Below are 1,731 nucleotides of genomic sequence, written 5' to 3'. Positions count from 1 at the left end.
AATCTCGCGGATTACGCCGATCATCCGTGGCCTGCCGTGCTTGTCCGGCAACAGGCTGCCGTTGATTTCCAGCCAGTGCAGGCTGCCATCGGGCCAGCGGATGCGGTGATGCATCGCTTGCTCCAGTGGCGCGCCAGCAATGACCGCGTGGAAGGCGCGAAGGGTTTTCGCGCGATCTTCCGGGGGCAGCAGGTCGAGGTATTCCAGATCCGATGGCAATGGTTTGCGGGGGTCGAAGCCGAACAGCGCCTGCGTGCCCCGGGACCAGCTGATCTGCCCGCGCTCGATGTCCCAATACCAGGCGCCCAGGCGCGCACCGTTGAGCGCGGCCAGTAATTGCGAGGCACTTTCCCAGCTCTGTTCGGAGCTTTTCGGATCAAGTGCCTGAATTCGCGGCATCGGCGGAATACGGTCTACAGATTTCGGCATTGGCAAGCCTTGGGCTGAGTTTGGGCCTTTGTTGCAGGAATTCTCGGCTCTATAGGAGTAGCACAAGTTAGCCTTGAGTCCCTGGCGGATCGAGTTGAGCGTCCAGCAAGGCCATGAAGGCCCGCGCAGCATTCGACAGCGTCCGTTCCGTGTGCAGGATATAGCCTAGCTGGCGAGTGAGCTGTATGCCCGGTAAAGGTATGCGTGCTACCTGGTCATCGAGCATGGTGCGCGGCAAAACGCTCCAGGCCAGGCCAATCGAGACCATCATCTTGATGGTTTCCAGATAGTTGGTGCTCATGGCGATGTTTGGCGTCAGGCCCTRGGCTTCAAACAGCCGTTGCACGATGTGGTGGGTAAACGTGTTGCCGCCGGGGAATACTGCCGGGTGCCGGGCGATGTCCGCCAGGCTGACCTTGCCGCTATTGAGCAGCGAATGCTCCGGGGCGACCACGAAATCCAGCGGGTCGTCCCACACCGGGGTGGCCTTGACCAGCGCATGGGGTTCCGGTGCCAGGGTGATGACCGCCAGTTCGGCGCGGCCATGGAGAATTTCCTCGTAGGCCACTTCCGAATCGAGGAACTGAATATCCAGCGCCACCTCGGGATAACGTCGGGTGAACTCCCTTAATAAAGGCGGCAAGCGGTGCAGGCCGATGTGGTGACTGGTGGCCAGGGTCAGACGACCGGTCACCTCGCCTGTGAGGTTGGTCAGGGCGCGGCGCGTATCATCGAGAACATTCAGAATCTKGTAGGCCCGCGGCAGCAGGGCGMGCCCGGCTTCGGTCAGGCCCACTTCACGACCCAGGCGATCGAACAGCCGCACCTTCAATTGCTGCTCCAGCCCGGCGATGCGTTTGCTGATGGCCGGCTGGGTCAGGTGCAGCCGTTCGCCGGCGCCGGAGAAGCTGCCGGTTTCGGCGATGGCTATAAAGGCATTGAGGTTGGCCAGGTCCATGGTTGTATTCCAGTTGGTTATCCAAAGCATAAAAAATATGAATTTGAGTTATTTAATGTAACCCCATAGGATCAGCCTCACAAGCCAGAGGGTTATTGAGCACTTCAAGACCCGGGGCATAGAAACAAGCTGATGAGGAACCGTCTGATGGCCGGCAAAACGCTCTACGACAAGCTCTGGGATTCGCATTTGGTCAAGCAGCGCGACGATGGCTCTGCGCTGATCTACATCGATCGTCACATCATCCACGAAGTGACCTCGCCGCAAGCCTTCGAAGGCCTGCGTCTGGCCGGGCGCAAGCCATGGCGCATCGATGCCAACATCGCGACCCCGGACCACAACGT

At 59.9% G+C, this 1,731-nt stretch carries 3 protein-coding genes; 1 reads left to right on the top strand and 2 read right to left on the bottom strand.

Going from position 1 to position 1,731, the window contains the following annotated elements; all coding sequences use genetic code 11:
- Both ACXRVY_RS27390 and ACXRVY_RS27385 read right to left on the bottom strand, forming a co-directional pair.
- The coding region (locus ACXRVY_RS27390) for a PAS domain-containing protein (RefSeq protein WP_458238768.1) at nucleotides 1-429 on the bottom strand (429 nt) is incomplete at its 3' end.
- 67 nt (nucleotides 430-496) lie between these two features.
- The gene (locus ACXRVY_RS27385) at nucleotides 497-1,387 is read right to left on the bottom strand and encodes a LysR family transcriptional regulator (RefSeq protein WP_458238767.1); all 891 of its coding nucleotides are present in this window, start codon (nucleotides 1,385-1,387) and stop codon (nucleotides 497-499) included.
- 147 nt (nucleotides 1,388-1,534) lie between these two features.
- On the opposite strand from ACXRVY_RS27385, the gene ACXRVY_RS27380 reads away from it, so the two are divergent.
- Nucleotides 1,535-1,731, top strand: a 197-nt coding sequence (locus ACXRVY_RS27380) for an aconitase family protein (RefSeq protein WP_458238766.1), incomplete at its 3' end; no start/stop codon positions are given.

It is taken from the genome of Pseudomonas sp. P5_A2_2 (genome assembly GCF_054177685.1).
The sequence above is the reverse complement of the archived record's forward strand: the minus strand, read 5'-3'. Positions and strand labels throughout refer to the sequence as shown.